General features: G+C 69.0%; 26 protein-coding genes and 1 riboswitch. Of the genes, 16 read left to right on the top strand and 10 right to left on the bottom strand.

The window, feature by feature from the left end; translation table 11 throughout:
• Together BLP88_RS10530 and BLP88_RS10535 are read right to left on the bottom strand one after the other, a co-directional pair.
• Nucleotides 1-217, bottom strand: a 217-nt coding sequence (locus BLP88_RS10530; RefSeq protein WP_139163359.1) for a leucine zipper domain-containing protein, incomplete at its 3' end; no start/stop codon positions are given.
• A gap of 115 nt (nt 218-332) precedes the next feature.
• Complete coding sequence (locus tag BLP88_RS10535) at nt 333-1,670, bottom strand: amidohydrolase family protein (protein ID WP_074589044.1); 1,338 nt, start codon at nt 1,668-1,670, stop codon at nt 333-335.
• Between the two features lie 194 nt (nt 1,671-1,864).
• On the opposite strand from BLP88_RS10535, the gene tdh reads away from it, so the two are divergent.
• The 6 genes from tdh (at nt 1,865) to hutI (ending at nt 8,494) form a co-directional block, all read left to right on the top strand.
• Complete coding sequence (gene tdh, locus BLP88_RS10540; RefSeq protein ID WP_074589282.1) at nt 1,865-2,911, top strand: L-threonine 3-dehydrogenase; 1,047 nt, start codon at nt 1,865-1,867, stop codon at nt 2,909-2,911.
• A gap of 62 nt (nt 2,912-2,973) precedes the next feature.
• Nucleotides 2,974-4,200: a glycine C-acetyltransferase gene (locus BLP88_RS10545; protein WP_074589045.1), complete on the top strand. Its 1,227-nt coding sequence runs from the start codon at nt 2,974-2,976 to the stop codon at nt 4,198-4,200.
• 5 nt (nt 4,201-4,205) lie between these two features.
• A complete protein-coding gene (locus BLP88_RS10550; protein ID WP_074589047.1) occupies nt 4,206-5,594 on the top strand; it encodes a 6-phospho-beta-glucosidase in 1,389 nt (462 codons plus the stop codon).
• 63 nt (nt 5,595-5,657) lie between these two features.
• Entirely contained in the window at nt 5,658-6,119 is a 462-nt protein-coding gene (locus BLP88_RS10555; RefSeq protein WP_074589048.1) for a pyridoxamine 5'-phosphate oxidase family protein, read from the top strand.
• Between the two features lie 45 nt (nt 6,120-6,164).
• The gene (locus tag BLP88_RS10560) at nt 6,165-7,259 is read left to right on the top strand and encodes an NAD(P)/FAD-dependent oxidoreductase (RefSeq protein WP_074589049.1); all 1,095 of its coding nucleotides are present in this window, start codon (nt 6,165-6,167) and stop codon (nt 7,257-7,259) included.
• An 11-nt stretch (nt 7,260-7,270) separates the two neighbouring features.
• On the top strand, nt 7,271-8,494 hold the full coding sequence (hutI, locus tag BLP88_RS10565; protein WP_074589051.1) for an imidazolonepropionase: 1,224 nt from the start codon (nt 7,271-7,273) through the stop codon (nt 8,492-8,494).
• A gap of 16 nt (nt 8,495-8,510) precedes the next feature.
• Here hutI and BLP88_RS10570 read toward each other — a convergent pair whose 3' ends face one another.
• Complete coding sequence (locus BLP88_RS10570; protein WP_084111082.1) at nt 8,511-9,488, bottom strand: DMT family transporter; 978 nt, start codon at nt 9,486-9,488, stop codon at nt 8,511-8,513.
• Here BLP88_RS10570 and BLP88_RS10575 point away from each other — a divergent pair.
• The 6 genes from BLP88_RS10575 (at nt 9,487) to BLP88_RS10600 (ending at nt 15,607) form a co-directional block, all read left to right on the top strand.
• Entirely contained in the window at nt 9,487-10,899 is a 1,413-nt protein-coding gene (locus BLP88_RS10575; protein ID WP_074589052.1) for an aminotransferase-like domain-containing protein, read from the top strand. The genes BLP88_RS10570 and BLP88_RS10575 overlap by 2 nt on opposite strands.
• 195 nt (nt 10,900-11,094) lie before the next feature.
• Nucleotides 11,095-12,039: an SIS domain-containing protein gene (locus BLP88_RS10580; protein WP_074589053.1), complete on the top strand. Its 945-nt coding sequence runs from the start codon at nt 11,095-11,097 to the stop codon at nt 12,037-12,039.
• A 7-nt stretch (nt 12,040-12,046) separates the two neighbouring features.
• Complete coding sequence (locus BLP88_RS10585) at nt 12,047-13,006, top strand: ROK family protein (RefSeq protein ID WP_074589055.1); 960 nt, start codon at nt 12,047-12,049, stop codon at nt 13,004-13,006.
• Complete coding sequence (locus BLP88_RS10590) at nt 13,003-13,956, top strand: 1-phosphofructokinase family hexose kinase (RefSeq protein WP_074589056.1); 954 nt, start codon at nt 13,003-13,005, stop codon at nt 13,954-13,956. The genes BLP88_RS10585 and BLP88_RS10590 overlap by 4 nt, the downstream gene beginning before the upstream one ends.
• Nucleotides 13,953-14,792 (top strand): class II fructose-bisphosphate aldolase, encoded by an 840-nt coding sequence (locus tag BLP88_RS10595; RefSeq protein ID WP_074589057.1) that lies wholly within the window; start codon nt 13,953-13,955, stop codon nt 14,790-14,792. The genes BLP88_RS10590 and BLP88_RS10595 overlap by 4 nt, the downstream gene beginning before the upstream one ends.
• Nucleotides 14,793-14,815: 23 nt before the next feature.
• Nucleotides 14,816-15,607, top strand: a complete 792-nt coding sequence (locus BLP88_RS10600) for a DeoR/GlpR family DNA-binding transcription regulator (protein WP_074589058.1) — start codon at nt 14,816-14,818, stop codon at nt 15,605-15,607.
• A 9-nt stretch (nt 15,608-15,616) separates the two neighbouring features.
• On the opposite strand, the gene BLP88_RS10605 is transcribed toward BLP88_RS10600, so the two are convergent.
• A complete protein-coding gene (locus tag BLP88_RS10605) occupies nt 15,617-16,297 on the bottom strand; it encodes a histidine phosphatase family protein (protein WP_245679841.1) in 681 nt (226 codons plus the stop codon).
• A gap of 49 nt (nt 16,298-16,346) precedes the next feature.
• Here BLP88_RS10605 and BLP88_RS10610 point away from each other — a divergent pair, with 49 nt between their 5' ends.
• A complete protein-coding gene (locus BLP88_RS10610) occupies nt 16,347-17,126 on the top strand; it encodes a CPBP family intramembrane glutamic endopeptidase (RefSeq protein ID WP_074589061.1) in 780 nt (259 codons plus the stop codon).
• A 192-nt stretch (nt 17,127-17,318) separates the two neighbouring features.
• Here the strand turns inward: BLP88_RS10610 and BLP88_RS10615 are convergent, their stop codons facing one another.
• Nucleotides 17,319-17,957 carry a VOC family protein gene (locus BLP88_RS10615; RefSeq protein WP_074589062.1) on the bottom strand — a complete coding sequence of 213 codons (639 nt, stop codon included), beginning with the start codon at nt 17,955-17,957 and terminating at the stop codon, nt 17,319-17,321.
• A gap of 198 nt (nt 17,958-18,155) precedes the next feature.
• Here BLP88_RS10615 and BLP88_RS10620 point away from each other — a divergent pair, with 198 nt between their 5' ends.
• Nucleotides 18,156-19,514 carry a bifunctional o-acetylhomoserine/o-acetylserine sulfhydrylase gene (locus tag BLP88_RS10620; protein ID WP_257028384.1) on the top strand — a complete coding sequence of 453 codons (1,359 nt, stop codon included), beginning with the start codon at nt 18,156-18,158 and terminating at the stop codon, nt 19,512-19,514.
• Nucleotides 19,515-19,623: 109 nt separating this feature from the next.
• Nucleotides 19,624-19,740, top strand: a riboswitch (SAM riboswitch).
• A gap of 13 nt (nt 19,741-19,753) precedes the next feature.
• Complete coding sequence (metX, locus tag BLP88_RS10625) at nt 19,754-20,890, top strand: homoserine O-acetyltransferase MetX (RefSeq protein WP_074589065.1); 1,137 nt, start codon at nt 19,754-19,756, stop codon at nt 20,888-20,890.
• Here metX and BLP88_RS18740 read toward each other — a convergent pair.
• The 4 genes from BLP88_RS18740 to BLP88_RS10645 are packed head-to-tail and all read right to left on the bottom strand — an operon-like array spanning nt 20,887 to nt 23,653.
• Nucleotides 20,887-21,093: a DUF1905 domain-containing protein gene (locus BLP88_RS18740; RefSeq protein ID WP_074589067.1), complete on the bottom strand. Its 207-nt coding sequence runs from the start codon at nt 21,091-21,093 to the stop codon at nt 20,887-20,889. The genes metX and BLP88_RS18740 overlap by 4 nt on opposite strands.
• A gap of 21 nt (nt 21,094-21,114) precedes the next feature.
• Complete coding sequence (locus tag BLP88_RS18745) at nt 21,115-21,528, bottom strand: hypothetical protein (protein WP_074589068.1); 414 nt, start codon at nt 21,526-21,528, stop codon at nt 21,115-21,117.
• Nucleotides 21,529-21,584: 56 nt separating this feature from the next.
• Nucleotides 21,585-22,823, bottom strand: a complete 1,239-nt coding sequence (locus BLP88_RS10640) for a winged helix DNA-binding domain-containing protein (RefSeq protein WP_308807306.1) — start codon at nt 22,821-22,823, stop codon at nt 21,585-21,587.
• Between the two features lie 14 nt (nt 22,824-22,837).
• Complete coding sequence (locus tag BLP88_RS10645) at nt 22,838-23,653, bottom strand: SGNH/GDSL hydrolase family protein (RefSeq protein WP_074589285.1); 816 nt, start codon at nt 23,651-23,653, stop codon at nt 22,838-22,840.
• Nucleotides 23,654-23,746: 93 nt separating this feature from the next.
• Between BLP88_RS10645 and BLP88_RS10650 the strand changes: the two genes are divergently transcribed.
• Nucleotides 23,747-24,397: an alpha/beta hydrolase gene (locus BLP88_RS10650; RefSeq protein ID WP_074589069.1), complete on the top strand. Its 651-nt coding sequence runs from the start codon at nt 23,747-23,749 to the stop codon at nt 24,395-24,397.
• Between the two features lie 15 nt (nt 24,398-24,412).
• On the opposite strand, the gene BLP88_RS10655 is transcribed toward BLP88_RS10650, so the two are convergent.
• The gene (locus BLP88_RS10655) at nt 24,413-24,640 is read right to left on the bottom strand and encodes an RNA-binding S4 domain-containing protein (RefSeq protein ID WP_074589071.1); all 228 of its coding nucleotides are present in this window, start codon (nt 24,638-24,640) and stop codon (nt 24,413-24,415) included.
• Nucleotides 24,641-24,665: the final 25 nt, after the last annotated feature.

Genomic DNA, 24,665 nt, shown 5'->3' on the forward strand with positions numbered 1-24,665 from the left:
CTGGAGGAGTTTTCCGTGGCATCGACTGCGGCCGGCTGGAACGGTCCGTCATTCCGGCCGGCCCTTCGGTGCGGTATCGGGCCGCCCATTTGCGGGCGGTCACGGGCGAGACCATGAACATTTTGGCGGCGGGGCCCACCGGCCAATGGTTCTCGACGATGAGTTTGGCCAAGCGCAGACGTGCGCGGGGCGTCAAAGCAGCGTTAGCGTGGGACACGAAGGCCTCCTGTTGAGATGAAGCGGTTCCTAGACAGCTCCACTTCATAACAGGAGGCCTTCGCCCGTCAGCAGATCACACGGGATTCATGAAACAACGTCCCTGGACATCACACCTAGAGGCCGTTGCGCACGATCGTTCCCTGCGCGACGACGGTGCGCACCTTCTCGAGGGCCGTGCCGTCACCCAGCGGGTCGGCGTCGACCACAACGGCGTCCGCGAAGGCGCCGGGCGCGAAACGGCCGGCCCTGCCTTCCCAGCCGAGCAGGCGGGCGGCATAGGTGGTCGCGGCACGCAAAGCCTCGAGCGGGGACAGCCCGGCCTCGTGGAGCAGCCGGACTTCCGTGCCCAGCGGGGTGACGTCGTTGCCGAAGGAATCGGTGCCGGCCACCACGGTGACGCCGGCCTCGTGCGCGGCCAGGACCGCGGCCTTGTGGATGGGCGTGTACTCCTTGCCGCGCGCGGCCAGGATCGGATTCGCTGAAGTAGCCATGCTGGAGATGGCGTCCATGGTGGGGGTGAAGTATGTGCCGCGGCGGGCCATCTCGGCGATGGTCTGCTCCGAGACGAACACGCCGTGTTCGATGCTGCGGACCCCGGCACGCACCGCGCCGTCGATGCCTTCGGCACTGTAGGCGTGGCACAGCACGCCGGCGCCGCGGGCGGCCTTGACGATCGAGGAGATCTGCTCGACGCCGTACACCAGTTCCCGCGGGTCCTGCTCCGGCAGGCCGGCGCGCGGGTTGGCGCGGGTCTTGATGACCTCGGCGCCGCGGGCGAGGTTCACCTCGGTGAGGTAGGCCAGGTCCCGGGTCTCGGTGATGCCGTTCCTGAGGGCCGCGAGCGGGGCAAGGTCCGGATCGGCCAGGATCGAGTCGCCCTGCTCCGGGGAAATGAACAGGCCCGCGGGACGCATGCGCGGCGACGCACCCGGCGCCCAGGCGGGCAGGGCCGCGAGGGCGACGTCCTGGTAGAAGCTGCTCGAGCCGCTGCGGACGGCCGTAACGCCGCCCTGCAGCAGGAGCCGGGCGTCGGACAGGGCGTTGGCGTGGACGTGCACGTCCACCAGGCCGGGGACCACCCAGCGGCCGGAGGCGTCCAGCACGGTGGCGCGGTGCGCGAGGGCGGCCGCGGCCTTGCGCGTGGCGTCGCGGCTCCCGACGGCGGCGACCTTGCCGCCGTCGAGCACCAGCACGCCGTCCGCCACGGCGTCCCCGGTAAGCGGGTCGACGACGGTGCCGCCTTCGATGATGATGGCACCGGGGACGGCGGGGCGCCCGGGGTAGTTGGGGCCGGCAGGGCGCTCGCCTGCCTGCGCAGCCGGTGCCGCGGCGAGCTGGGCGGTGACGCCGGCCACGGAAATGCCGGCCAGGGCAGCGGCGCTGGCGAGGACGCCACGGCGCGAAGGGACGGCGGACGGGACGGCAGCGCTGCTGTGGTCATGCAAGCACATGGTTACTCCTGGGAAGACTCGGGGAAGCACTGGTAGTGCGGAGTGCTACCCACACTCTATTTGGTATACCAAAGCAGACACAAGCCTCTTTGACTCCGGGCGGCCAGCCACGGCCAACAATGTAGCCTCTCCTAAACTGTTGAGTGAGATACTTGAGCTTGTTCTAAGCAGTTTGAAGGCATCTAATGGGAGCCATGAAGGCTCTCTACAAGTCCGGCCCGCACGCCGGCTTCGAACTCGTCGACCGGCCCGAGCCCGAGGCCGGCCCCGGCGACGTCAAGATCCGCGTGATGACCACCGGCATCTGCGGCACCGACCTGCACATCCAGTCCTGGGATGCGTGGGCCCAAAGCATCATCGAAACCCCGCTCATCGCCGGGCACGAGTTCTATGGCGAGGTCGTGGCCGTCGGCGAGGACGTCCGGGACGTCAAGGTCGGCGATAAGGTCTCCGGCGAAGGCCACATCGTGTGCGGGATCTGCCGCAACTGCCGTGCCGGCCGCCGCCAGATGTGCATCCACACGGTCTCCGTGGGCGTGCAGCGCGACGGCGCGTTCGCCGAGTACGTCGTGATCCCGGAAACGAACGTGTGGGTGCACCACGACCCTTCCGTGACCCCGGAACTCGGTGCCATCTTCGATCCCTTCGGCAACGCCGTCCACACGGCGCTGAGCTTCCCGCTGGTGGGCGAGGACGTGCTCATCACCGGCGCCGGCCCCATCGGCCTGATGGCCATCGCGGTGGCCCGCCACGCCGGTGCCCGCAAGATTGCCATCACCGACGTCTCCGCGTCCCGGCTGGACCTGGCCCGCGGCATGGGCGTGGACCTCGCCGTCGACGTCTCCAAGATGCGCATCCGGGACGCGCAGCGCGAACTTGGCATGCGCGAGGGCTTCGATATCGGCCTGGAAATGTCGGGACATCCCACGGCCTTGCCTGAGATGATCGACAACATGAACCACGGCGGACGCATCGCCATGCTCGGCCTGCCCAGCCAGTCGATCGACATCGACTGGGGCAAGGTGGTCACCCACATGCTCACGCTCAAGGGCATCTACGGACGCGAGATGTTCGAAACCTGGTATGCCATGAGTGCCATGCTTTCCTCCAACCCTGCGCTGCACCGCAATATCTCCGCCGTCGTCACGGACAAGCTGTCCGCCACCGACTGGGAGAAGGGCTTCGAGATCGCCCGCGCCGGCACCGGCGGCAAGGTTGTCCTCGACTGGACCGAACTCTAAACCTCACCGGACCCTGACTTTCACCGGACCCCTGACTTTCACCGGACTCTAAGGAGACCTTCTTGTACACCTCGATCAAAGACCAGCTCCAGGGCGAACTGGACGAGATCCGCGCCGCCGGGCTTTTCAAGAGCGAACGCCACATCGACTCCCCGCAGGCCAGCCACATCGCCGCCGGCCCGCTCGGCGAACCGTCCCGGCAGGTGCTGAACTTCTGCGCCAACAACTACCTGGGCCTGGCCGACCACCCTGAGATCATCGCCGCCGCCAAGTCCGCCATGGATGAGCGCGGCTTCGGCATGGCCTCGGTGCGTTTCATCTGCGGCACCCAGGACCTGCACCTGGAACTGGAGAAGAAGGTGTCCGGGTTCCTCGGCACCGAGGACACCATCCTGTTCTCCAGCTGCTTCGACGCCAACGGCGGCGTGTTCGAGTCCCTCTTCGGGCCTGAGGACGCCATCATTTCGGACGCGCTGAACCACGCCTCGATCATTGACGGCATCCGCCTGAGCAAGGCCAAGCGCTTCCGCTACGCCAACCAGGACATGGCGGACCTCGAAGCCAAGCTGGTGGAAGCCGAAGGCTCGCGCCGCAAGATCATCGTTACCGACGGCGTCTTCTCGATGGACGGCTACCTGGCACCGCTGGCGGCCATCTGCGACCTCGCGGAGAAGCACGACGCCCTGGTCATGGTGGACGACTCCCACGCGGTCGGCTTCATGGGCGCCACCGGCGCCGGCACACCGGAGCACGCCGGCGTCGGCAGCCGCGTGGACATCTACACCGGCACCTTCGGCAAGGCCCTGGGCGGCGCTTCGGGCGGCTACGTTTCCGGCCGGGGCGAGATCGTGGCCATGTTGCGCCAGAAGGCCCGTCCGTACCTGTTCTCCAACTCCCTTGCACCGGCGATCGTCGCCGCCACGATCAAGGCCCTTGAGCTGGTCCAGGGCTCCGGCGAACTGCGCACCCGGCTGTTCGAGAACGCGGCACTGTTCCGCCGCCGGATGGCCGAGGAAGGCTTCGAACTGCTCGACGGCGAACACGCGATCGTCCCGGTCATGTTCGGCGACGCCGTGGCCGCCGCGAAGGTGGCCGCCGAGATGCTCGAACACGGTGTGTTCGTCACGGCCTTCAGCTATCCGGTGGTGCCGAAGGGCGCGGCCCGCATCCGGGTGCAGCTCTCCGCGGCCCACAGCCCGGAGGACGTGGAGACCTGCGTGCAGGCCTTCGTGAAGAGCAGGGACGCCGTCAACGCGGCTGCTGTCCCCGGCGAAGCAAGCGGGGCCTGAGTGCCATGATCCTCACCCTCCTTGGTGGCGGCGGCTTCCGGGTTCCGTTGGTCCATTCAGCGCTGCTGAGGGACCGGCGACCGGGCCGGGTCACCGAGCTGAGGCTGTTTGATCACGACGCCGGCCGGCTGGCCGTGGTGGCCCGGGTCCTGGAAGAGCAGGCCGCCGGCATGCCGGACGCACCCCGGGTGCGCCGGTTCACCGAGTTGGCGGACGCCCTGCCGGGGACGGACTTCATCTTCTCCGCGATCCGCGTGGGCGGAATGGCCGGCCGGGCCGCCGACGAACGGATCGCCTTGGAACACGGGGTGATCGGCCAGGAAACCGTGGGTGCCGGCGGGATTTCCTACGCCCTGCGGACCATTCCGGTGGTGGCGGAGATCGCCCGGGCCGTCCGCACGCACGCGCCGGACGCCTGGTTCATCAACTTCACCAACCCGGCCGGCGTCATCACGGAGGTGCTGAACTCCCTGCTCGGCGGCCGGGTGGTGGGGATCTGCGACTCCCCGGCGGGTCTGGCCCGGCGGTCCCTGGCGGCCGCCGGGTTCCCGGACCTGGACGTCTACGGCGCCGGCGTCGGGATCGACTACATCGGCCTGAACCACCTGGGCTGGCTGCGCGGGCTGACCGTCGACGGCGCGGACGTGCTTCCGGAGCTGCTCGCCGATGCGGCCGCCGTCGAGTCCTTCGAAGAAGGCCGGCTGTTCGGTGCCCCCTGGCTCCAGGCCCTCGGCGCCGTGCCCAACGAGTACCTGCACTATTACTACTTCCGCCGGGAAAACCTGCTGGCCGAACAGGAAGCGTCCCTCAGCCGCGGCGCCTACCTTTCCCGCCAGCAGGCGGCGTTCTACGCGGCCGGCGCGGGGGACCAGGCCGCAGGCTCCGCGCTGCAGCTCTGGGAACAATGCCGGCTGGACCGGGAACAGACGTACATGTCGGACAACCGCGACGCCGCGGGCACGTTCGAGCGGGACACCGCAGACCTGCAGGGCGGCGGCTACGAGGGCGTAGCCTTGGCGATCATGCGGGCCCTCAGCGGCGCGGATGGCGCCTCGGCAGGCGAGGGGGCCGGCGAAACCCGGCTCATCCTCAACATGCCCAACGCAGGCACCCTGCCCGGGCTCGACAGCGACGCCGTCATCGAAGCGCCCTGCCTCGTGGGCGCGGACGGGATCCGGCTGCTTCCCGCCGAGCCGCTTCCGGGCTATGCCGCCGGGCTGGTCACCACCGTGAAGGCGGTGGAGCGGGCCACGATCGAAGCCGCGCTGGGCGGGGACCGGAACGCCGCCTACCGGGCCCTGGCGATGCATCCGCTGGTGGATTCGGTGCGGGTGGCGCATGCCCTGTTGGACGCCTATACGGACCATTTCAAGGAGCTGGCCTACCTGAGGTGAACGCCGGGCAACCGGGGCCGGATGCCCCTGTCGGGAATCACCGTGCGGGCCTAGGATCGCAGCATGGGCAATGATGCAGCGACCGAAGTCCTGGAACCACAGGAATGCTGGGAACTCCTGCGGAGTGTGTCTGTGGGACGCTTGGCCGTCTGGCTCGGCGACCGCCCGGACATCTTTCCTGTCAACTACGCCGTCGACCACGGAAGCGTCGTCTTCCGGACCGGGACGGGCACGAAACTCGAAGCCGCCCTCGGCGACTACCCGGTGGCCATGGAAGCGGACGGCGTCGACCCCGATACCGGCGTGGCATGGAGCGTGGTGCTCCGGGGCAAGGCCGTGCCGCTGAAAAACATCGACGACGTCGTGCAGTCGTTTTCCCTTCCCCTGTTTCCCTGGGAAGCCGGGCACAAGGACCAGTTCGTGAGAATCCCGGCCGATTCCGTCTCCGGCCGGCGGTTCACCGTCACTGCGCCGCTGACGTGGTGGACGCCCTACAGCGGCACCAAGCCGTCCCGCGGGGAGTAGCCGCCGCCGTCGCGCGAAGGTCCCAGGCACTGGCAGGATGGGCTGATGGCCTCGAATTACGACGTGGTGATAGTCGGCGGCGGAATCGCCGGGCTCTCGCTCGCCTCCGCGCTCGCAGGAAAATGCTCCGTGGCGCTGGTGGAAGCGGAGCAGACCCTCGCGTACCACACCTCTTCCCGCTCGGCGCGGCAGCTGATCCCCAGCTACGGACCCGCCGTCGTCCAGGAACTCACCGTCCGGACGCTGGAACTGATCGCGGAGCGCGACGCCGGGCTGGACATTCCCGTGCTGGCGCCGCGGCCCTTCATGATGGTGGGGGACGAAGCGGACCTTTCCGCCGAAGCCAGCGGCCACATGCACCGCATCTCCCACGACGAGGCGCTGGCCCTCTGCCCGGTCCTGCGGCCGGAAAGCTTCACCCACGCCGGCCTGGACACGGGGTCCTTCGCCTGCAACGCCCCGGTGCTCCTTGAAGACCACCGCCGCCGCGCGGAAGCGGCCGGCGCGGACATCATCACCGGAGCCCGGGTGCACTCGGCCCAGCGGATCGGCTCCGCCTGGCAGCTCGGCGCCGGGACCGAGGGGCTCGGCGCCGCCGTCGTGGTCAACGCGGCCGGTGCGTGGGCGGACGAGCTCGCGGTCCTCAGCGGGGTGGAGAAGCTCGGGCTGCAGCCCTACCGGCGCACCGCGGCCGTCGTTGACGTCGACCGTCCGCTGACGCCTGGAACGCCCATGGTGGCCGAGGCCGCACACCGCTGGTATTTCCGCGCCGAGGGCGGGCAGGTGCTCATCTCGCCCGCCGAGACCGTGCCCAGCGGACCGGAGGACGCCAAGCCGCGCCCGGGGGACATAGAGGCCCTCGTGGCACGGCTGAACTCGCTGACCACCCTGGGTATCCGCTCGGTGGACCGTGCCTGGACCGGCCTGCGCACCGAGGCCGCCGACGGCGTGCCGGTGGTGGGCTTCGACGCCGAGGCGCCGGGCTTTTTCTGGCTCGCCGGGCAGGGCGGCTACGGCTTCCAGACGTCCTCGGCAATCGCCGAACTGGCGGCCGCCGCGATCCTCGACGCTTCCGGCAGCAGTCCGGTATCCCGGACACCTGCCGAGCTTGCGGCCACCCGCTGGTCGGTCCGCCGATGAAGAATGGGTTCATGAGCGGGCAGACGAGCACACTGATCCATAACATCGGCGAACTGATGACCCAGGACGGGGAGCACCGCGTCCTGCGGGATGCCGCCGTCGTGATCGAGGGCGAACGCATTTCCTGGATCGGCCAGGCAGCCGACGCGCCGGCCGCGGATGCCGCCGTCGACGCCGAAGGTCGCGCCGTCCTGCCCGGGTGGGTGGACTCGCACTCGCACCTGGTGTTCGCCGGAGACCGCACCGCCGAATTCGAAGCCCGCATGGCGGGGGAGAGCTACAGTGCCGGCGGCATCGCCGTCACCATGGGCGCCACCCGCGCCGCCGGTGAGGAGGAACTGACCCGGCTCACCGCCGAACGTGTGGCCGAGGCAGTTTCGCAGGGCACCACCTACCTGGAAAGCAAGACCGGGTACGGCCTGGACGTGGAGAACGAGGCCCGCAGCGCCCGCATCGCCGCCGCCACCGTGGACGAGGTCACCTACCTCGGCGCCCACCTGGTCCCGGCCGGGGTCGACCCCGAGGAGTACACCGACCTCGTCTGCGGTCCCATGCTCGACGCCGTGCTCCCGCACGTGCGCTGGGCCGACGTGTTCTGCGAACGCGGCGCCTTCACCGAAGAACAGTCCCGCCGCGTCCTCACCGCCGCCCGCAACGCCGGGCTGGGCCTGCGCGTCCACGGCAACCAGCTCGGCGAAGGCCCTGGTGTGCAGCTGGCCGTGGAGTTCGGCGCCGCCAGCGTGGACCACGTGAACTACCTCTCCGAGGCGGACATCCAGGCGCTCGCCGGCACCTGGTCCGGCTGGGACGCCGCCAGCGGCACCGGCCTCCGCGGCACGGTTGCCACCTGCCTGCCCGCCTGCGACCTCTCCACCCGCCAGCCGCTCGCCCCGGGCCGCGAACTGATCGACGCCGGCGTGCAGATCGCGCTCGCCGCCAACTGCAACCCGGGCACCTCCTACACCAGCTCCATGGCCTTCTGCGTCACCACCGCGGTGCTGCAGATGCACCTGAGCGTCCACGAGGCCGTCCGCGCGGCCACCTACGGCGGCGCCCTGGCCCTGGGCCGCGAGACCGGCAAGGACGCCGACGGCGAACGCGCGGTGGGCTCGATCGCCGTCGGACACCGCGCCGACCTGCACATGCTTAAGGCGCCGTCCGCCACGCACCTGGCCTACCGGCCCGGCATCCCGATGACGCACGCGGTCTGGCGTGCGGGCGTCCGCGCCGTCTGAGTCTCCGCAACGCCGTCTAAGGCTTTCCGGCGCCAAACCGGGCGCGGACCGCGGCGCCTGCGCACAGGACCACGGCAATCCCGCCGGCAACCGTCGTCCAGTCGAGTCGTTCGCCCAGCAGGAGGCCTGCCCAGCCGATGGTCATGACGGGCTGGACCAGCTGGACCTGGCTGACCCTCGCCATGGGGCCGGTGGCCAGGCCGCGGTACCAGGCGAAGAAGCCCAGGAACATGCTGACCACGCCAAGGTAGGCGAAGGAAGCCCACTGGGCCGGCGTGGCGGAGAGCGGTTGCTGGGCGGCGGAGATGACCGCGAGCACGGCCATCAGGGGCGATACCAGGACCAGCGCCCAGGAAATCGTCTGCCACGCACCGAGTTCGCGGGCCAGCAACCCGCCTTCCGCGTATCCGACCGCGCACGCGGCAACAGCGCCGAAAAGCAGCAGGTCCGTCCAATGCAAGGCGCCGATGCCGCCCGACCGGACGGCCGCGAAGCCGATCGCCGCCGCGGCGCCCGAACCGCTCGCCACCCAGAAGGAACGCGGCGGGCGTTCCGTGCCGCGGAGCACCGCCGTCATGGCGGTCACGGCCGGAAGCAGCGCGATGACCACCGCACTGTGCCCCGCCGGCGCGCTGGTGAGGGCGAAGGACGTCAGGAACGGGAAGCCGACGACGACGCCGCCCGCCACCACCGCGAGGCGCCCCCATTGCGCGCCGCGGGGGAGTCGTTGCCGGGTAAGTGCCAGCGCAGCCGCCGCAAGGAGGGCCGCCACCACGGCACGCCCCGACGCGATGAACAGCGGCGGCAGGCCGGCGACCGCAACCTTGGTGAAGGGAACGGTGAAGGAGAATGCCGCCACACCGAGGAGCCCCCACCACAGCCCGGATGCCGGTCGGCGCTCACGGCGGTCCGTGCGGGGATCCGGGATGGGCGATGTGCCCTTGGGCGGTATCGCAGTGACGGTAAGTACAGTAGCGCTACTATTGTATTTCATGACCAACGATAGCAGTTCCCGGATCGTGGCGCGTCTCCGGGAGTGGGTCCTGGCGGCATCGCCGGGGTCCCGGTTGCCGTCCACCCGGGCGCTGGTGGCGGAGTACCAGGCCAGTCCGGTGACTGTGCAGAAGGCGCTGCGGACGCTGGACGCCCAGGGCCTGATCGAGAGCCGACCCGGAGTGGGTACGTTCGTGCGCGCCGTGCGGACTGCCCGGCCGGCGGACTATGGCTGGCAGACGGCGGCCCTGGGTACCCCGCCGGCGCACCTCAGGCCGCTGTCCGCGGCAATGCGCAGCGCGCCCAACGACGTGATCGCTTTCCACTCCGGCTACCCGGACCGGGAACTGCTGCCGGAACGCCTGGTCCGTGCGGCACTGGCCCGGGCGTCGCGCGGAGACGCAGCCTTGTTCCGCCCGCCAGCCGCCGGGCTGCCGGAGCTGCAGTCCTGGTTCGCGCAGGAACTCCGCGCTTCGACACCGTCGGGCACCAATCCGCCCAACCCCTCCGATGTGATCGTGCTGCCCGGAACCCAAAGCGGCCTCAGTTCCGTTTTCAGGGCGCTGGTCGCTGACGGGCAACCGCTGCTCATGGAGTCGCCGTCGTACTGGGGCGCGATCCTCGCTGCGTCGCAGGCCGGAGTCCGTGTGGTTCCGGTGCCGAGCGGTCCTGAGGGACCCGATCCTGAGGAGCTGGCGCGCGCCTTCCAGGAGAGCGGGGCCCGCCTGTTCTATGCCCAGCCCAACTACGCCAACCCGAGCGGTGCGCAGTGGTCTGCCCGGCGTGCCGAAGAAGTGCTGGAGGTGGTACGGCAGCACGGCGCCTTCCTGGTCGAGGACGACTGGGCCCACGACTTCGGCATCACCTCGGACGCCGAACCCCTTGCCGCCGGGGACGACTCGGGCCACGTGGTCTACCTGCGCTCGCTCACCAAGAGCGTGTCCCCGGCGATCAGGGTGGGCGCCGTTGTCGCCCGCGGGCCGGCCCGCGACCGGATCCTGGCCGCCCAGGGCGCCGAAGCGATGTACGTCAGCGGGCTCCTCCAGGCGGCGGCGCTCGATGTCGTCACGCAGCCCGGCTGGCACACCCACCTGCGCGGCCTCCGGCACCAGCTCCAGGCCCGCCGCGACCTGCTCGCCACCAGCCTGCGCGAACACATCCCACAGGCACACCTCGGGCTGCTGCCGAAAGGCGGGCTGAACCTGTGGGCGCGGCTGCCCGACGGGACGGACCTTGACCGGCTCACGCGGGACTGCGAGGCGGCCGGGGTCCTCATCGCCCCGGGCAACGAGTGGTTCCCCGCCGAGCCTGCCGGACCGTTTATCCGGCTCAACTACGCGGGGCCGAACCCGGGAGCGTTCCCGGAAGGCGCCCGGCTCATCGGCCGTGCCCTGGAGCAGGCACGGGCGTAGAAAACGGGGCGGCTGCCCAACCCAACGCGGGGTCAGTTACGGCCCATTCCGATCGCTCGGATGGGCCGCAACTGACCCCGCGTTTGCCTTGCGTCTCTCCGATCCTTGTGCGATTGAAGTTGATCGATTAGTGTTTTTATAGATCAAGAAACGTCAAAAGCGCCACACGGGGCGCGGACAGGAACGGTGCGTCCGATGAGCAACACTGCCCTTGGTGCCTACATGGAAGAAGAGCTGGTTTCCCAGCCCGATGTCTGGCTCCGGGCCATTGCGCAGGCCGCGTCGGACAAGGCCGCGTCGGACAGCGGGGCGGAGCGGCTGCTGCCCGCGGACGGCGAGCGGGTCGCCGTCGTCGGTTGCGGTACGTCCTGGTTCATGGCGCAAAGCTACGCCGCCGCCCGCGAGGCCGCCGGCAAGGGCGTCACGGACGCTTTCGCCGCGTCCGAGGCCTTCCTGAACCACAACAGCGCCGGCCGCCAGTACGACGCCGTTATCGCCATCACCCGTTCCGGCACCACCACCGAGGTCATTGAGCTGCTGCAGGCCCTGCGCGGCAAGGTCCCCACGGTGGCGGTGATCGGCGATGTGGAATCTCCCGTTGCCACCCTCGCCGACGCCGTCGTCGGGCTGCCGTACGCAGATGAAAAGTCCGTGGTCCAGACCCGCTTCGCCACCACCGCCCTGGTCTACCTCCTTAGCAGCCTGGGCATGGAGTTCGGCGACGCCGTGGAGCAGGCCCGCACGGCGGTTACCGAGCCCGTGGCCCAGGACCTCGTGGAGGCCGAGCAGTTCACCTTCCTCGGCACCGGCTGGACCATCGGCCTCGCCCACGAGGCGGGGCTCAAGATGCGTGAGGCCGTGCAGGGCTGGACCGAGTCCTACCCGGCCATGGAATACCGGCACGGGCCCATCTCGATCGCCGCCCCCGGGCGCGTCACGTGGCTCTTCGGCGAGCAGCCGGAGGGGCTGGACGCCGATATGGCGGCCACCGGCGCCCTGTACATCAACACCGGCAAGCACCCACTGGCCGAGCTCGCCCGGGTCCACCGCGTCACCCTGGAACGTGCCCGCGCCCGCGGCCTGAACCCGGACCTGCCGCGCAACCTCACCCGCTCGGTCATCCTCGACACCACTGCCTAGGCCCGTCATGATTCTCGGAGCAGCTGGGGCGGCGGTGCTGGCCTTCGACGTCGGCGGCACCGACATGAAGGTGGGCCTCATTGACGCCGAGGGAAACGTCCTGGGCCTGCGCCGGGTCCGCACGCCGCGCGATCCCAACAGGCCCGCGGACGCCATCCTGGACCGCGTGGCCGAACTGGCCCGCGAACTCGGGGCCGAATTCCCCGGCCACCCGGCCCGCGCCGCCGGGGTGATTGTTCCCGGAATCGTGGATCCGGAATCGGGTGTGGGCCTTTACTCGGCCAACCTCGGCTGGCGGAACTACCCCTTTACCGCGGAGGCCGAACGCCGGCTGGGTGTTCCGGTGGCTTTCGACCATGACGTCCGCTCCGCCGCGGCGGTGGAGCATCACTACGGCGGCTCGCGGGAGTTCGACGACGTGGTGGTCATGGTGGTGGGCACCGGAATCGCCGCCGCCGTTTTCTCCGGTGGCAAGGCAGTGAGTGCCGGCGGTTTCGCCGGGGAGCTCGGCCACGCGCAGGTTCCCGATCCCGACGGCGGCGGAACCGCCATCCTGGAAGCCGTGGGCTCGGCCGGGGCTGTGGCGAAGCGCTACGCAGCCCATGCCGGGACCCCGGTGTCCGGCGCACGGGAGGTCCTGGAACGCGCCCGCGCCGGCGAAGACCTGGCGGCCAGGATTTGGGCCGACGCCGTGGACGCCCTCGCCTTCAGCATTTGCCAGTGCGTCAGCATCATCGGCACCGAAGCCGTGGTGATCGGCGGCGGACTGGCCGAGGCCGGCGAGGAACTGCTCGAACCGCTGCGCCAGCGGGTGGACCAGATGCTGGACTTCCACCGCCGTCCGGTGATCCTGCGCGCCCAGCTGGGCCAGGACGCCGGCCTGCTGGGGGCCGCCATGAACGCGCGGGCCCTCCTTGCCGAATCCCCCGACGCCGATGCTTCAGCCGCCACGGACGGTGCCGCATGAAGCGGATCATCACCGTCACCCCGAACCCGGCCGTGGACCTCAGTTACCACGTGGCCGGAATCCGGCCCGGCGCCAGCCACCGCGTGACCGCGCCGCTCAGCCGTGCCGGCGGCAAGGGCCTGAACGTGGCCAGGGTGGCGCACCAGTTGGGCCACCGCGTCCTCGCCCTCGCCCCGTACGGCGGCGGTCCCGGCGCCGAATTCGCCGCCGAACTGGAAGCCAGCGGCGTTCCGCACACCCTGGTGCCCGTCGCCGGCCCGACCCGCCGCAGCATCGCCCTGGTGGACACGGTGGGCGGGGAAACCTCCATCTTCAACGAGGAAGGCAACCCCCTCGGGAGCAGCGAATGGCAGGCGCTGGCCGCCGTCGTCGTCGACGCCCTTTCCGCGCAGGGGGAGGATGCCCCGGGCGTCCTGGCCGCCTCCGGGAGCCTGCCGCCGGGCGCCCCCGCGGACTTCTACCCCGCCCTGGTGCGCCTGGCGCACGACGCCGGGATCCCGGCAATCGTTGACACCTCCGGTCCCGGGATCCTCGCCGCAGCCGAGGCCGGGGCGGACCTGCTCAAACCGAACCACCACGAACTCGAAGAAGCCACCGGGGAAGCGGACCTTGCCGCCGGGGCCTGGCGGCTGATCGGCCTCGGCGCCAAGACCGTGCTGGTCAGCGCCGGCGCCGAGGGCATGCTCGCCTTCAACCACGCCACCCCGGACGGTTACTGGCGGGCCAGGCTGCCCGAAGCCCTCAGCGGCAACCCGACCGGCGCGGGGGACGCCGCCGTCGCCGCGGCCGCCACAGTGCTGGCAGACGGGGGCACGGATACCAGACAGCTCCTCCGCCGCGCCACGGCGTGGTCGGCCGCGGCCGTCCTGATGCCGGCGGCAGGGGAAATTTCGCCGCGCTACGCGGAACTCGAAGAACAACTCATCATCAGCTGGGAGGACAATCGGTGAGCCTGGTCAATTCCCGGGAACTGATGGACGCCGCCGCCACGGCCGGCGTCGGGCAGGGCGCGTTCAACATCATCCACCTCGAAACAGCCGAGGGCCTGGTGGCCGGGGCCGAAGCGGCAGGGGTGCCGGTGATCCTGCAGATCTCGGAAAACTGCGTCAAGTTCCACGGCGGCCTGGAGCCCCTGGCCCGCGGCGCCCTGGCGATCGCCCGGAACGCCTCCGTGCCCGTGGCGCTGCATCTGGACCACGCCGAATCCGAGGAGCTGGCCCTGCAGGCGGTGGATCTCGGCTTCGGGTCCGTGATGTACGACGGTGCGCACCTGCCCTACGCCGACAACGTCGAAGCCACCCGCCGTGTGGCCGGCTACGCCCACGAACGCGGGGTCTACGTCGAGGCCGAACTGGGCAAGGTGGGCGGCAAGGACGGAGCCCACGCACCCGGCGTCCGGACGGATCCCGGGGAAGCCCGGGACTTCGTGGCGGCTACCGGCGTCGATGCCCTGGCGGTCGCCGTCGGCTCCTCGCATGCCATGACCGAACGCAGCGCGCGCCTGGACCTGGAACTGATCTCGCGGCTCAAGGACGCGGTGCAACTGCCGCTGGTGCTGCACGGTTCTTCGGGCGTAGCAGACGAGACGCTGGTGGCGGCGATCCGGGCCGGTATGACTAAGATCAACGTATCCACACACTTGAACGGCTTCTTCACGCGTGCTGTCCGGGAGTTCCTGGACGCCAATCCCGCGGTGGTGGATTCCCGCAAGTACATCGCGGCGGGCCGCGATGCCCTGGTGGTGGAAACTGCCCGCTTGCTGACGTTGTTCGCGAAAGTGAACTAGAAACCGCCTTCGGAAGGTTCGTGATGACCCGCACAGATCGGCTGACTGCCATCCTCGATCTCCTCGCCGAGTCGGGGCATGTCGAAGTGGAGGACATCGTGTCCCGCCTGGGGGTCTCCCCGGCCACCGCGCGGCGCGACCTGGACAGCCTGGCCAAGCAACGGCTGCTCAGCCGCACCCGCGGCGGTGCCACCAAGGGCGCCGTCGCCTACGACCTGCCCGGCCGCTACAACCGCGACGATCACGCCGAGGCCAAGCAGCGGATCGCACTGGCCGCCTCCGAGCTGATTGGCCCGGGTGCGGTGGTGGGCCTGAGCGGCGGCACCACCAGCACGGCCCTGGCCCAGGTGCTCTCCACCCGCGAGGATCTGAACGCGCCCTCCAACCGGCCGATGCTGACGGTGGTCACCAATGCCATCAACATCGCCACCCAGCTGGCTGTGCGCCCCAACATCAAGATCATGGTCACCGGCGGCATCCTGAACCCCCGCTCCTACGAACTGGTGGGCCCCTACACGGACGTGATCATGCAGAAGGTCGCGCTGGACTTCGCCTTCATCGGCGTCAACGGCGTGGATCCGAAGATCGGGCCAACCATCACCGATGAAGGCGAAGCCATGGTGAACTCCGCCATGGCACGTCGCGCCACTGCGTCCTACGTGCTGGCGGACTCCAGCAAGATCGGCAAGCGCTCCTTCGCCACCATGGCCGGGTACGAGTTCAAGCGGCTCATCACGGACAGCGGCATCAAGCCTGCGGACAAGGCCGCCTTCGAAGCCGCCGGAACCGAAGTGACGGTCGCCGAACTCGACTGAGGCGGCAGTCTAGAAAATCACCGGCGGGGCGTCCACCACGGTTTCGTCCACGCGGCGTTGGACCCACTGGGTGAAGGGCACGTCGAGGTCGTATTTGCCCGCCGAGTTGCGGACCAGCGTCCGCAGCTCGGCGTTGCCCGGATTGTTGAGGGATTCGAAGTACTCAACGGACCAGTGAAACCAGCGCATGCAGAACAGCCGCATGGTCAGGCCGTGTGTGACCAGCAGGGTGTTCGGTGCGTAGTCCGGCTTTTCCCAGTGCCGGTACAGCGTTTCCATGAAGGAAGAGACCCGGTCGTAGACATCGGATCCGGATTCGCCTTCCCGGAACCGGTAGAAGAAGTGCCCGTACAGGTTCCGCAGTTCTTTCTGGTCCTCGATTTCGCCGGCGATCTGGAAGTTGGCCCAGTCCTGCTCGCGCAGCCGCGGCTCCTCGATCACCCGCTCCGTCAGCCCGTCGAGCTGCAGGGCCTCCAGCGTCTGGTAGGCCCGCAGGTACGGCGAGACATACACGCACAGTTGTTCGCCGTCGAGCTTCCGGCGCAGTTCTTCCCCGGTGCGCCTGGCCTGCTCCACGCCCCGGTCGGTCAGCGGGATCCGGTAGTCCGGCACGCGGTTGTAAATCGAGGTGTCCACGTTCGCGGCCGACTGGCCGTGCCGGACCATGAAGATACGTGCAGGCGCGCTCATCCCACCAAGCATAGGCAAACACCCAGGAAAATGAGGGCAAGATAGGACCATGCTTGTTGCCTCCACACGCCGCCTGCGCGCCGAAGTGCTGATAGTTCTGGGCCTGTCCCTGGGCCAGTCGGCGGTGTACTCGGTGGTGCAGCTGCTGGACAAGATGAGCCGGGCACCGTTGGCCCAGGGAACCTCCACCCTGAACGCCTCCCGCAACACCCGCGAGTACTTCGACCTCACCTACCAGCTGCTGGACATCATCTTTGCCCTGGTCCCGGTGGTGCTGGTGTTCTACTTCCTTTCGCTGCACCGTGACCCTTCATTCCGCGGGCCCTCGGAAAGTGAGTCCGGCTTCCAACGCCTCGGCTTCACCCTGGCACGGCCGCGCCGGGACCTCCTGCAGGGACTGGGCCTGGCGGCCCTCATCGGCATTCCGTCGCTGGCGCTTTATGCGGCGGGCAGGGCCATGGGAATCACGACGGCGATCATCCCCAGCGCGCTCGACGCCTACTGGTGGACGGTGCCGGTGCTGATCCTCTCCGCGGTGCGGCACGCGATTGTCGAGGAAGTGATCGTGGTGGGCTACCTGCTGGACCGCTTCGGCAAGTTCGGCTGGAGCACGCCGCTGGCCATCGGTCTGAGCGCACTCCTGCGCGGCAGCTACCACCTGTACCAGGGCTTCGGCCCGTTCATCGGGAACGCGGTCATGGGGCTGGTGTTCGGCTGGGTGTACAGCCGCACCCGGAGGGTCATGCCGCTGGTGGTGGCCCACGCGCTGCTGGACATTGTGGCCTTTGTCGGCTTCAGCCTCTTTGGCAAGGCCGTCGGCCTGGGCTAAGCGGCGGACCAGGGCTGTCCCGGTCGCCGGAGAACTGCCGGATCGCCGGAATTTTCCAGCGACTCCGCAGCTCTCCCGCGAATTCGGGGGAACGGCTTAAAGGTGTTCGGCCGCCGTCGTCGGGTGACGTCATTGGCACCCGCCGATGGCGGCCGAAGTTTGGGCGGGGAGCCGCAAGACTCCCCGAGGGGCTCAGATGGTGACGGCCCCGTTGGCTGTTTCAAAGGTGACGGACATGATGCCCGGGACCCCGTGCGGAGCAACCCACTGGACAGCGACGTCCTCGAGCGGCTTCTCCACGGGTTCGCCCAGCCACTCGGTCACGCGGGCAGCCGACCCGGCGATGGTGAGGCTGGACATCTTGACGTCGCTCGCGTAGACGAGGGACGGGTGCAGTGAGGGGTCGCCTTCCCAGCGGAGCAGGTAAGGCACCTGCGGATCCGCGATCAGGCCGAGGATTCCGATCTGCTGCCAGACCAGTTCGCGGCCGTCCGGGAACTTGCGGTTGCCGGGAACCGCGGAGCGGCCCAGCCGTTCTTCAAAGGGGGACAGGTCGTCAACAGCGACGCACCAGCCCATCCATCCGCCGCCGGTGGCGGAACGTGCCCGGACAGCCTGTCCGAACGGTGCTTTGTCCGAGGCCGGGTGGTCCAGGACTTCCACAACTTCCAGGTATTTGTGGTCTGCGAGCGGAATGATCATGTTCCGCGTACCGAAGCGCGGGTGCACCCCGCCGCGGACCGCATCCACTCCCAAAGCTGCGGAAATCCGCTCTGTGGTAGCCATCAGGCCATCTTGTTCACAAGCGTAAGAGACGTGATCCATGCGCATGACACACATCTTGGCACTTTGTGATGGAGCTCTCAGCTTAGTCAAACCTAAGTAAGGTAGGACGTCCTGATTCTGTCCCGGAAGGTCACGGAAAGACACGCCGGGACAGGAAACGACCCCCTTCTTCATAATGCTTCAGCCGGGCGGATAGGTCTTCCTAGACGGGCCCCACGGCACGCCGGAGGGGGACAGGCCGCCCTGGCTGCCCCGAACCAGTTCACGCATCAGGAGGAGCCCGCAATGTCGCAAGGTTGGTCATTCGAAACACGCCAGATACATGCCGGCCAGGAGCCGGACGCCGCCGTGGGTGCCCGCGCCCTGCCGATCTACCAGACCACATCCTTCGTGTTTCCGAGCGCGGAAAGCGCGGCGAACCGCTTTGCGCTGGCGGAAATCGCGCCGATCTACACCCGGATCGGGAACCCCACCCAGGACGCCGTTGAACAGCGCATCGCCAGCCTCGAAGGCGGCCTCGCAGCGCTCCTGCTCAGCTCCGGGCAGGCCGCCGAAACCTTCGCCATCCTCAACGTGGCCGAAGCCGGGGACCACATCGTGGCCAGCCCCAGCCTGTACGGCGGAACCTACAACCTCCTGGCCCACACCCTGCAGAAGTTCGGCATCTCGGTGACCTTCGTCGCGGACCCGGACGACCTGGGGCAGTGGCGCGACGCCGTCCGGGACAACACCAAGCTCTTCTTCGCCGAGGTGGTGTCCAACCCCCGGCAGGACGTGCTGGACATCGAAGGCGTCGCCGGCGTCGCCCACGCGGCCGGGGTCCCGCTGATCGTGGACAACACGCTGTCCACCCCCTACCTGATCCGGCCCATCGAATGGGGTGCGGACATCGTGGTGCACTCGGCCACCAAGTACCTCGGTGGCCACGGCGCGGCGATTGCCGGGGTGATCGTGGACTCCGGCAACTTCGATTTCGGCGCCCACCCTGAGCGCTTCCCGAACTTCAACACGCCGGACCCCAGCTACAACGGCCTGGTCTATGCACGGGACCTCGGCAAGGACGGCGCCCTCGGCGCCAACCTGTCCTACATCCTCAAAGCCCGGGTCCAGCTGCTGCGCGACCTCGGATCGGCCGTCTCGCCGTTCAACGCCTTCCTCATCGCCCAGGGCCTGGAAACGCTCAGCCTGCGGGTGGAACGCCATGTGGAGAACGCCACCAAAGTGGCGCAGTGGCTGGAAGGAAGGGACGACGTCGAATCCGTCGCCTATGCGGGCCTGCCCTCCAGCCCCTGGTTCGAACGTGGCCGCAAGTACGGGCCGAAGGGGACCGGCGCGGTGGTTGCCTTCATCATCAAGGGCGGCCTGGACGCCGGCAAGCGCTTCGTGGATGCCCTGGAACTGCACTCCCATGTGGCCAACATCGGCGATGTCCGCTCCCTGGTGATCCACCCGGCCTCCACCACCCACAGCCAGCTGACCGGGGAACAGCAGTCCGTGGCCGGAGTGAGCCCCGGGCTTGTGCGGCTCGCCGTGGGCATCGAGCACATCGACGACATCCTGGCCGACCTCGAAGCCGGTTTCCGGGCCGCCAAGGCCGACTAACCCGCCGCAGGGGACGTGTCCGGGCCCGCGCCATGCCGGGCCCGGACCGTCACAAAGCTGTCACATTGTTCGCGTTGGCGGAGCGGTTCTTCCTACACTCGAAGCCAAAGGTCACGAGTGCCAGCGCTAAACCCCGGTTTGCTGGCCGGCAACCCTCCTTCCGTGGCGGGGTGCCCCGGGTGAAGACCTGGCCTGCCGGACAGCTGTCGGCGGGCAAGCACGAGGTTCAGGGGTTCTCCATGACAATTGCCGCACCGTCGGTCACCAACGAACGCAACGAAAACGGCCGCAGCGATGACGGCACGGTCAAGCACGTGTCCATCGGCGCGCTGGAGCTCGAAGCCGGAGGCCTCCTCCCTGACGTGGTCCTCGCCTACGAAAGCTGGGGGACCCTCAACGCCGACGCGTCCAATGCGGTCCTCATCGAGCACGCCCTGACCGGAAGCACCCACGTGGCCCGCGGTGCAGGTGAGGAAGACGGCTGGTGGGAACAACTCGTCGGCCCCGGTGCCACCATCGACACGGATCGCTGGTTCGTTGTCTCCGTCAACATCGTCGGCGGCTGCTACGGAAGCACCGGTCCGTCGTCGAACGCTCCGGACGGCAAACCGTGGGGTTCCCGCTTCCCGCTGGTGACCCTGCGGGATTCCACCACCGCCGAAGCCCGGCTCGCCGATGCCCTGGGGATTACGCGCTGGCACGCGGTGATCGGCGGCTCCATGGGCGGCGCGCGTGCCCTCGAATGGGCGGTCAGCTACCCGGCACGGGTGAAGAACTGCGCGGTGATCTCGGTGGGCGCCTACAGCACGGCCGAACAGATCGCCTTCGCCCAGGCCCAGACCCTTGCCATCCGCCAGGACCCCGACTTCAACGGCGGCGACTACTACGACGGCCCGGCACCCGAGTCCGGCCTGGCCCTCGCGCGGCGGATCGCCCACATCACCTACCGCTCGGCGGAGGAGTTCGACTTCCGCTTCGGCCGGAACGCCCAGGGCAGCGAGACGCCGCTGCAGGCTCCGGCGCTGGGGGAGCGTGGCCGCTACCAGGTGGAAAGCTACCTCGACCACCAGGGCCGGAAGCTGGTGCAGCGCTTCGACGCCAACAGCTACATCGCCATCACCGAAGCGCTGATGAGCCACGACATCACCCGCGGCCGCGGCACCCTTGAAGAGGCGCTCTCACGCACGGAGGCCAACTTCTTCGTCGCCGCCGTGGACTCGGACCGCCTCTACTTCCCGGAGCAGTCCCGCGAACTGGCCGCTGCACTGCCCGGCGGCGTCGAGGTCCACACCATCGAGGCCCCCATCGGCCACGACGGCTTCCTCACCGAGATCGGCCAGCTCGGACCGCAGCTGGGCGCGGCCTTCTTCGCCTAGCCCCTGGCGCCGGGCTCGGCGATGTCCAGCCCCACCTCGACGCTGTCCCCTTCCCGGAGGCCTGCGGCCATGCGGATGGATCGCTTGACCGGCAAGAGGTACGAGCCGCTCTTGCTGTCCGGGAAGATCGAGGTGTCCCAGCTTGTCCCGGCAACGGTTGCCGTCACCTTGACCGAGCCGAAGCCTCGGCGGTACGGGGCCACTTCTTCCCGGATGTTGCCACGTCAGCCGTTCATGATCTCCTGGCGGAGTTTCATGTACTCCTCCATGGCGATCTTGCCGTCACTGAACTGCCGGTCCAGCTCCGCCAGTTTGCGTGCCCGGTAGCCTTGCGGCCCGGACGGTGCCGCGGGCGCTGGAGCGGGAACGGGCGACGACGGCGGCCCGGCAGGTGCCTGCTGCGGCGGACCGAATCGCTGGGGTGCCTCGTATTGCTGCGGCGCCTGGTTCGGCTGCGGCGCGGGCGGGTACTGGCCCGCAATGTAGTCGGGGAGCTTGCCGGGATAGCCGCCCTCCTGGAAGCGGCCGTCCGGATAGCCGCTATCGCGGATCCGGCGCTGCTGGGAGCGCCTGTACATGCGGATCCCCACCGGGATCAGCCACGAGCAGACGATAATCCAAAAGAACAGATTGTTCACGGGGCCACCTCATTCCATGTCAAGCTTAGCGCCGGGCCCCGTTCAACCGGCCCCCGTCAGCCGACCTTAACGGGCATCCCCAGGAACGCTTCGTAGCGAGCGGCTTCGGCTTCGAGGGCGGAGCGCCCGCCGGTGTCCAAGGGGCGGTCCATCTTCACCTCGAGCCCGCATTCCCCGCCGGAAAAACCGTGCCGCCACCATCCCGCCAACCGCCCGTCCAGAAGCACCACATGCATGGGCGCGCCCGCCGGCGCGAAGTAGGGAGCGGTCCCGCCCAGATGGTTCCGGGTCTGCGAATAGCCCATTACGTACTCGTCATAGCACTGGACCAGGTCGATCTTCGGCGCCGGGGTACCCGGGACCACCGGCCCGGAGCCGGAAGCGGCGGAGGCTGCGGCGTCGAGTTCCTCGGCGGCGAGGTGGAATTCCAGGCCGTCCCGGCTGAAGGATGCGAGGGCGCCTGGGGAGATTTCCGCGGCCAGCTGCAGGCCGGCCCGCACCTCGCCCACGGTCAGCCCGGACCACGCGGCGCAGTCTTTGACCGTTGCCGGCCCGCGGCTTCGGAAGTACCGCAGCGCGAGCTGCGCCAGGGAGTTTTCCCGCCGTTCGGCCGCCGCTGACGCACCGTTCTCCGGGGAAGGAGCCTGCCGGGCCCGCTCCGGAAAGGAGGCGTATGTCTGTTTCAGGGCCCCGCCGGCCGTGCGCACCGGCGCGCCGCTGACCAGGACCCGGTTGATTTCCGCATGCATCAGCAGATAGATGAACCCCAGCCCCTTGGCGGGGAAGCCCGCGTTCCCAAGCACCACGGCGAGTTCCTCGCGTGTCTTGTGAGCGCCGCCGGCGACCGCCGCGGCCAGCAGGTCCGCACTGCGGGCGGCTGCCGTGGCATCCACCCCCGTCTGCCGGTACATGCCCTTGTTTCCCTGGTGCAAGCGCGGGGCGGACAGTTCCATGAGCCAGTCCAGGTCGTCCCGGTGCACGAAATGCCACGTGGGCCGCAGGACGTGCGTCCGCAGGATGGTTCCGTCGGCAACGGCGTCCTCCACCCCGGCGGCAAGCCCGGCGACGCCCTTCGTGTCCCGGGCGCAGCGCTGGGCCAGGGACCAGCGGGCGTAGGCGAACTCCTGGGACTGGACCGCGAGCAGGTTCTTCAGCGCGTCCCCGATGCCGGCAGCGGCCGGCGCCCGCAACTGCTGGCGCCTGAGCCTGCTGCCGACCAGCCAGCCCGCGCCGCCGTTAATGTCCGCGCCTCCGCCCATGTCCGTGCTGCCGTTCAGCTCCGCGCCGCCGCCCACGTCCGCGGCCCCTTTCAGTTCCCTGGCAGCATGGCGCCGGTGGGTCCGAAGACGGGGCCCGGCGTCGGGCGCTTCGGGGAGATGCCGTCGCCGGAGGACTGGTGCCGGATCCGCCGGATCACCCACGGCACCAAGTATTCGCGCGCCCAGACCAGGTCCCCGCTGCGGGCCTCCCGCCAGCTGCGCAGCGGCAGGGGCTTGGGCTCGTACGGTTCCAGCTTGTGCGGCACGTTGAGCGCATCGAGCACCATCGCGGCAATGGTGTGGTGGCCCAGGGGAGAGAAGTGCAGGCGGTCCTCGTCCCACATCCGGGGGTCGGCCAGTTCGCGCAGGGACCACATGTCCGCCACCACGGCGTCGTGGCGGGCGGCCACCGTGCGGAGGTTCTCGTTATAGATGGCCACCTTGCCGCGGATGCGGCCGAGGACCGTGGACCCGGTGTCCGGGCCGTTGAAGAGCACCACGGTGGCGCCGTTCGCGCCCAGGCGCCCGACGGCGTCGTCCAGTTTGTCGGCCAGCAGGTCCGGATCCCCGCCGGGCCGGATGAGGTCGTTGCCGCCGGCGCTGATCGAAACGAGGTCGGGCTTCAGGGCCAGGCACGGCTCGAGTTGTTCGTCCACGATCTGCTGCAGCAGCCGGCCGCGGATTGCCAGGTTCGCGTAGGCGAAGTCGCTGTGGCCGCGGCTTAGTTCCTCGGCCACGCGGTCCGCCCAGCCGCGGTGGCCGCCCGGACTGCCGGGCTCGGGGTCGCCGATCCCTTCGGTGAAGGAGTCGCCCAGGGCGACGTAGCGCCCCCAGGGGTGGTTCGGTCCGTCCACGGGGTTGGCCATGGGATCAGTGGCGTTCACGTTGTTGTCCTGCCTCTTGTTGCGCAGCTACGCGACGGTAACTTGTTACTCGTGGGTAACTGTAAGAATAGACCCATGAGTCAAGCAGCTGCCTTCCCCGCCCCTGTTGTCCTGTGGTCCCACGAGGAAGGTGAGCGGGCCGGCAAGCCGCTGCTTGTACTGCTGCACGGCTACGGGTCCAACGAAGCTGACCTGTTCAGCCTGGCCGGGCTGCTTCCGGAGGAATTCGTCGTGGCCTCCCTGCGCGCACCGATCCCCACGGGTCCGGGCTTCACCTGGTTCCCGCTGACGGCCTCCATCGACTACTCGCTCGACGCCGTGAAGCTCGCGTCCGATTACGCTCTCGCCTGGCTGGACACCATCAAGGAGGACCACCCCTCGGTGACCCTGCTCGGTTTCTCGATGGGCATGGCCATGGCAACCACCATGCTCCGCCAGCGGCCCGCGGACTTCGCCGCCGTCGTCGGGCTTTCCGGTTTTGCCGTCGACGCCGGAGCTGACGCCGGCTTCCGTGACGCCGAACTGGACGGCACGGTGCCGCTCTTCTGGGGCCGCGACCAGCAGGACCCGGTGATCACCCCGGACAAGATCGATTTCACGATGGGTTGGGTCCGCAAGCACACGGACCTCACCAAAGTGCTGTACACCGGCATGTGGCACGGCATCAACCAGCAGGAGATCGGGCACGTGGGCGAGTTCCTCACCCACAAGGTCCTGGACAGCTAGCGCCCGGCGTTGGGACTAGGTGGTGGTGATCCTGACGGTCTGGCCGTTCACGGTCACGGTGTCGCCGGCGTGCAGTTGGCGGCCGCGGCGCTCCTCGATGTCCCCGTTGACCTTCACCAGGCCGTTCTTGATGAGCTCGGTGGCCTCCACGCCGTCCTCCACCAGGTTGGCGAGCTTCAGCAGCTGGCCCAGGCGGATCATCTCGTCGCGGATGGGTACTTCGTCGATTTCGGGGTTGCTCATACAGCAATGATGCCTGACGTAGGGT

It is taken from the genome of Arthrobacter cupressi (assembly GCF_900099975.1).
Classification (GTDB): Bacteria; Actinomycetota; Actinomycetes; order Actinomycetales; family Micrococcaceae; genus Arthrobacter; species Arthrobacter cupressi.

Excerpts from the sequence above, each read along its gene's own strand:
- BLP88_RS10535 (WP_074589044.1), bottom strand. The coding sequence starts at position 1,670 with ATGTGCTTGCATGACCACAGCAGCGCTGCCGTCCCGTCCGCCGTCCCT.
- tdh (WP_074589282.1), top strand. The coding sequence starts at position 1,865 with ATGAAGGCTCTCTACAAGTCCGGCCCGCACGCCGGCTTCGAACTCGTC.
- BLP88_RS10550 (WP_074589047.1), top strand. The coding sequence starts at position 4,206 with ATGATCCTCACCCTCCTTGGTGGCGGCGGCTTCCGGGTTCCGTTGGTC.
- BLP88_RS10555 (WP_074589048.1), top strand. The coding sequence starts at position 5,658 with ATGGGCAATGATGCAGCGACCGAAGTCCTGGAACCACAGGAATGCTGG.
- BLP88_RS10560 (WP_074589049.1), top strand. The coding sequence starts at position 6,165 with ATGGCCTCGAATTACGACGTGGTGATAGTCGGCGGCGGAATCGCCGGG.
- hutI (WP_074589051.1), top strand. The coding sequence starts at position 7,271 with ATGAGCGGGCAGACGAGCACACTGATCCATAACATCGGCGAACTGATG.
- BLP88_RS10575 (WP_074589052.1), top strand. The coding sequence starts at position 9,487 with ATGACCAACGATAGCAGTTCCCGGATCGTGGCGCGTCTCCGGGAGTGG.
- BLP88_RS10570 (WP_084111082.1), bottom strand. The coding sequence starts at position 9,488 with ATGAAATACAATAGTAGCGCTACTGTACTTACCGTCACTGCGATACCG.
- BLP88_RS10580 (WP_074589053.1), top strand. The coding sequence starts at position 11,095 with ATGAGCAACACTGCCCTTGGTGCCTACATGGAAGAAGAGCTGGTTTCC.
- BLP88_RS10585 (WP_074589055.1), top strand. The coding sequence starts at position 12,047 with ATGATTCTCGGAGCAGCTGGGGCGGCGGTGCTGGCCTTCGACGTCGGC.
- BLP88_RS10590 (WP_074589056.1), top strand. The coding sequence starts at position 13,003 with ATGAAGCGGATCATCACCGTCACCCCGAACCCGGCCGTGGACCTCAGT.
- BLP88_RS10600 (WP_074589058.1), top strand. The coding sequence starts at position 14,816 with ATGACCCGCACAGATCGGCTGACTGCCATCCTCGATCTCCTCGCCGAG.
- BLP88_RS10605 (WP_245679841.1), bottom strand. The coding sequence starts at position 16,297 with ATGAGCGCGCCTGCACGTATCTTCATGGTCCGGCACGGCCAGTCGGCC.
- BLP88_RS10610 (WP_074589061.1), top strand. The coding sequence starts at position 16,347 with ATGCTTGTTGCCTCCACACGCCGCCTGCGCGCCGAAGTGCTGATAGTT.
- BLP88_RS10615 (WP_074589062.1), bottom strand. The coding sequence starts at position 17,957 with ATGCGCATGGATCACGTCTCTTACGCTTGTGAACAAGATGGCCTGATG.
- metX (WP_074589065.1), top strand. The coding sequence starts at position 19,754 with ATGACAATTGCCGCACCGTCGGTCACCAACGAACGCAACGAAAACGGC.
- BLP88_RS10645 (WP_074589285.1), bottom strand. The coding sequence starts at position 23,653 with ATGGCCAACCCCGTGGACGGACCGAACCACCCCTGGGGGCGCTACGTC.
- BLP88_RS10650 (WP_074589069.1), top strand. The coding sequence starts at position 23,747 with ATGAGTCAAGCAGCTGCCTTCCCCGCCCCTGTTGTCCTGTGGTCCCAC.
- BLP88_RS10655 (WP_074589071.1), bottom strand. The coding sequence starts at position 24,640 with ATGAGCAACCCCGAAATCGACGAAGTACCCATCCGCGACGAGATGATC.